Origin of the sequence: Streptomyces sp. M-16, assembly GCF_052114405.1 — a bacterium.
Taxonomy (GTDB): domain Bacteria; phylum Actinomycetota; class Actinomycetes; order Streptomycetales; family Streptomycetaceae; genus Streptomyces.
In genome coordinates, this window is the sequence record NZ_JBFRER010000236.1 from 1 (window position 1) to 4736 (window position 4736).

Here is a 4736-nt window from a genome sequence, read left to right on the forward strand (position 1 = left end):
GAACGGGCCGTGGCGAACGGGCCGTGGCCGGTGGGCCCGCCCGGAAACGGCCCGTGGCCGTCGGCCTGCGCCGGGGCGCCGGGGCCTCCCGCGAACCGGCCGTGGCCGTCGGCCTGCGCCGGGCCGCCGGGAGCGGCTTCGTGGTCGGGGTGGGGCTGTATCGGGGGGCGGCCGGGGGTGGACGGGCCCTGGCCCGCACCCGCCTGCGCCGACGGCGCGGGGGCGGTCGGCGCGCCCGTCAGTTCGCCGAGGACCCCGGCCTGCCAGTCGTCACGCCGGCTCTGGCTCATGTCTGACATGTCTGAGTCGCAACCCTTACGCGAAGGTGCCGAGCAGCCGCCCGTACACGCCGAACACCCCGATGAGCAGCGGGAACAGCACGATGACGCACAGCGACTCGGCGGTGTCCCCGAATCGCCRCAGCCGGACCCGTACGTGCTCGGGCGGCTGTACGGCCAGTACCCCGAGCGCCGCCAGCGCCAGCACCAGCAGCGTCGCCAGCGGCCCGGCCGCGCCGGCCCGCTCCGCCCACACCAGCAGCGCGGCCACGGTGACGGCGGCCCCGGCCAGCAGCAGCGCGACCACCTCCGCGACGAGCGGGAACGCCCGCGCCCGCAGCCACAGCACGCCGGCGACGGCCACGGCCAGCGACACCGTCCAGACATCGGGTTCCCGCAGCGCGAGCACCCCGGCCGCACCCGCCGAGACGGAGGTGGCGAGGGTGGCCAGCGCCATGCCCCGGTGGGTCGCGCCGAGGGCGGTCGCGACCTTGTACCGGCTGACCGAAGCCCCCCGCGCACGGCGGTCGTCGAGCCCGGTCAGGCCGGCCGCCGCCAGAGCGAGCCGCGGCAGCAGCCCGAGCAGGACCACCGAGACCACGGCCAGCACGGCGCCGGTACGGGCCCCCGCGCCGCCCTGGGCGACGGCGACGGCCTCCCAGCCACCGGTCAGCGCCACCACGGCGGCCGCCCCGACGAACCCGCCCCGCCCGAGCGGCGTGAACCACCCCAGCAGCGCGAGCCCCACCGCGAGCGCGCCCGCCACGGCGGCGAGCCGCCCCATCGGACCCCAGTGCTGCGCGTCGCCCAGGGTCCACGCCCCGAGCACGCCGACGGCCCCGGCGGTCGCCAGCAGCGCCGCCGCGAGCCCGGACCGCTTCAGCCGCCCGGCGAGCGCCCCGACGACAGCGGCGACCGCGGCCACCGCGAGCAGCGCCCCGGCCACCGCGCCCGGCGCGAACTCCCGCCGGGCGAACCACCCGGCGAGCAGCGCCCATCCGACCAGCCCGGCCCCGGCGGTGACCCGCCGCGCGCCCGGCCGCCAGCGCCAGGCGCGGACATCCAGGTCCTCGGCGGCCTCGTCCGTGACGTCGTGCACGACGGGCGCGGACGGCACGTCCTGCACCCGCACGAGCCGCAGCACGGCGCCGTCGCCGATCCCGGCGTCCGCGAGGCAGACGTCGTGTTCGAGTACCGACCCGTCGGCGGTCACCAGGTGGCGCAGCGTCGGCTGCGCGGCGACCCGGTCGTCCAACATCCGTATGACGTCCGGCAAAAGCCGCCCGACAGGCTCCTGGGAGGGCAGTACGAGATCCATCCTCCGCCGCTCACCCACCAGGGTGACCCGGCTCAGTGCCGTACCGATTCCCGCCCCCATGCTCACCACGCGCCCGAACCTATCACCGAGTACTGACCTGTCCCGGGGTGCCGACCTTGCCGATGAGCCGGTGCGAGATGAACGACCATCCCACGCATCCCGCGCACAGCACGGCCGCGATGACCAGTCCGGCGACGGCCTTCCCGATCCGCTCGTCGGCCACGCGCCGCCCGCGCTGCGCCCCGAACAGCACGGCGTCACGCATCCTGCGCCGCCGTACCGCGACGGACTCCAGCAACTGGCTGTCGTAATCCTCGGCCGCCATCCCGGCCCCCCTTTCCTCTCCGCCCCGACGCTAATACCCCGGTCCAAGGTTCCACACGGGGCCCTCCGCGTCCGCAACGGCCTCCCCGATGAACCGGGCCGCCTCCCACTCGTCGACCCCGACCGGCCCCGGCTCCCGCGCCAACCGCTCCGTCGGGTGCCAGCGCAGGTCGGCGCCGAACAGCTCGTCCGTCCGTACGTCCCGCAGCACGCGCCGCCTCAGCAGCGGACCACGGCCCCCGGCCGCCCGGTGGTACGTGACGCGCCCCTCGGCATCGAGGGCGTCGAGCACGAGGCCGTCGAGCCGGGTGAGGGGTGCGCCGCCGAGAAGGCCCGCCAGCGGGCCGTGCCGGTACCGCACCCCCGTCAGTTCGAGGAAGCCCGCGCCGTCCCGGAAGAACTCGCCGCCCCGCTCGTAGAAGAGGAGCAGCGGTTCGTAGAGGTCGGGCAGCCCGGCCCCGACATCCGGGTCCAGCGCGCGGAGTTCCGCCAGCCGCACCGCTCCGGCGCAGGTGCTGCGGACCTCGACGTAGCCGATCCCGCCGAGGAACTCCCGTAGCGCTCCGGCGAGCTCCGGCGCGAGCACGAAATCCGGGGCGGCATACGGAGTGACGTCCAAGAAGGGCCAGGCCTCCTCGGCCGAGTGCGCCCGGGCCCACAGGGCCGCCCGGCGCATGTACTCGCGCAGCAGGACCCGCCGGGACTTCACGTGCCCGAACGCGAAGTCCCAGTCCCCGCACCACTCCACCGCCCGCAGCCGCTCCAGCACGCGCGACGCCGCGTCACCGGCCACTTCGGCTCCCTTCTCCTGGTCAGCACCGCCCCGACAGTTCCTCCAACGCGTCCAGCGAAGCAGCCTCGTACACCGTGGTCTCCACGATGGAGTCGCTCCCACTGCTGTCCGAAGCACCGAGCAGCTCGTTCAACGCCGCCATCGGACGGAATCCCCTCAGACGCAGGGAACGGAGGCTCAGCACCCATGGCACACCGGCTTCAAACGCCTCATCGCCCGCTGCGGTACGGGGCTCGTACCCAGCAGCCTCGTCACCCACGGCCGCCCAGAGGTAACCCACCACCTGGTCACCACGCCGGACGAGCGCGTAGCGGACCGGATGTTCCGTGGTGCTCTCGTAGTCCTCACCTTCGGACTCCCCGGCAACGAGCTTCATGAGGCGCCGCCAGCGAGCGGGTACCTCGAAAGTGCTCCACGAGTCGTCGTACTCCGCCCCCTCGACCAGCAGGTCGGCGAAGCCTTCCACAGTGGGACGGGCATGCTTGGTGGGGTCTCCGGGGTCGATCTCGGACTCCGTCAGCTCGGAGATCCGCTTCAACGCGGCCGAAAGCCTGGGCGCGTTCTCCGCCGCCACCTCCGGCTGCGGACGCTCCCTGAGGTCCTGGGTCAGCCAGGCGTCGGCGTAGGTTGACAGAACCAGCAGCACCGCCCCCTTCGCCCCACACCTCGACCCGGAGGGTGAACAGCTTCTCCGCCCGGCGCACCGCGCCGGCCTCCAGCCACTCGCCCGCCAGCTCCAGGCTCACCGTCAACAGGCGGTCCGGGAACAGCCCTACGGCGTCCGCCCGCCCCGCGGCGTCGGCGAGGCCGGCCCCCACCGGGACGTCGCGGCAGGCGAACAGCGGCCTGGCCATGTCACGCCGGTCGGCGAGCACGACCGAGCCGGAGCCCTCCCCGGTGACGAGTCCGCACGCCACCAGGACGTCCGCGAGGCCCGAGAGCAGCCCCACCGCCCTCAAGGCGCCCCCGTCGGCGGGATCCACCGACGGGTCGGGCTCCCAGAACCACTCACCGACGGGCTCGGACGTGATCACCAGCTTCTCCACCTCCGCGCGGCCGACCGGAGCGGCTCCACCTCCCCGGGTCGGCACGCGCATCACACCTCAAGCGCCGCGGCTCAGCCCCACGGCAGGGCCACCGGGCGGCGGTGCCAGTACCAGGCTGCGGAGGCCAGGTCACCGGTGTCCTTTTCGAGCGCGGCCGCGAGCGCCCGGCCGTCGTCCTCCACCGTGTGCTCGCGGAACACGGTGTCCAGACGCTCCAGCGAGGCGGTCACGAGTGCCCGCTCGTCGCCTGTGAGCGCCTCGGCCGCCGCGCCCAGCCGATCGCGGTTCTCCAGGTCCTCCCGGTACATGGCGGCCCCGTACCACCCTGCAGGCTGCCAGCCCGCCACCATCCGCGAAATGAACGCCTCCCACAGCCATACGAGCGTCCGGGCCTCACCGGCCGGACTGTGCCGGTCCGCGTCGGGCAGGAGCGCGTCCGTCACCGGAGTGGCCACCGGAAGCTCCCGGGGGACCTCGGGAAGTCCCTCCACCATCGCGCGGGGGAATCCAGGCAGCGCAACCTGTGTGGTGGAGACCGTGCAGCCCGCCTCCTCGCCCTCCAGCTCCTCGACCCGGGCGAAGGTGGTGAGGCCCTCGGGGGTCACCACCCGGTGGATCGACGGGACGCTTCCCCAGGATGCGAGCACGGGCGTGCCCAGCGCTCGCGCCAGCGCGGCAGCGAGCTCCTCCTCGGAGGGCTGGTCGGGCACTTCCAGAACGCCGTGCCCACACCCGGGATCGAGGCGATGGCCAGACCCGTCGCCAGCTTCGCAAGCCCTGTCCAGGCCTGACCCGCCTTGTCCCACCCGTCGACACCGATGAGCGTCCCCAGGCCRCGGATSGTGCCCCAGATCCCGTCGACGATCAGACCGTCCCAGACGAAGGACTTCGCCCAGTAACCGATCTCCCACGCCCGATGGGTCTCCTCCAGCTGCGAACCCCACGGCAGGTCCTGCGCCTTGTTCAGGTCCTCGCCC

General features: G+C 74.2%; 5 protein-coding genes and 2 pseudogenes. All 7 read right to left on the reverse strand.

What is annotated here, in order from left to right; all coding sequences use genetic code 11:
• Positions 1-299: pseudogene (locus tag AB4039_RS41445) on the reverse strand (hypothetical protein); the annotation flags it as partial.
• A gap of 16 nt (positions 300-315) precedes the next feature.
• Positions 316-1656 (reverse strand): type VII secretion integral membrane protein EccD, encoded by a 1341-nt coding sequence (gene eccD / locus AB4039_RS41450; RefSeq protein ID WP_442273222.1) that lies wholly within the window; start codon positions 1654-1656, stop codon positions 316-318.
• A gap of 22 nt (positions 1657-1678) precedes the next feature.
• The gene (locus AB4039_RS41455) at positions 1679-1921 is read right to left on the reverse strand and encodes a hypothetical protein (protein WP_007264842.1); all 243 of its coding nucleotides are present in this window, start codon (positions 1919-1921) and stop codon (positions 1679-1681) included.
• Positions 1922-1951: 30 nt separating this feature from the next.
• Positions 1952-2713 (reverse strand): hypothetical protein, encoded by a 762-nt coding sequence (locus AB4039_RS41460; protein WP_442273219.1) that lies wholly within the window; start codon positions 2711-2713, stop codon positions 1952-1954.
• A 19-nt stretch (positions 2714-2732) separates the two neighbouring features.
• Positions 2733-3359: a hypothetical protein gene (locus AB4039_RS41465; RefSeq protein ID WP_442273220.1), complete on the reverse strand. Its 627-nt coding sequence runs from the start codon at positions 3357-3359 to the stop codon at positions 2733-2735.
• Positions 3360-3830: 471 nt separating this feature from the next.
• On the reverse strand, positions 3831-4367 hold the full coding sequence (locus tag AB4039_RS41470; protein WP_442273221.1) for a hypothetical protein: 537 nt from the start codon (positions 4365-4367) through the stop codon (positions 3831-3833).
• A pseudogene (locus AB4039_RS41475) lies at positions 4361-4736 on the reverse strand (hypothetical protein); the annotation flags it as partial. The gene AB4039_RS41470 and the pseudogene AB4039_RS41475, both read right to left, overlap by 7 nt.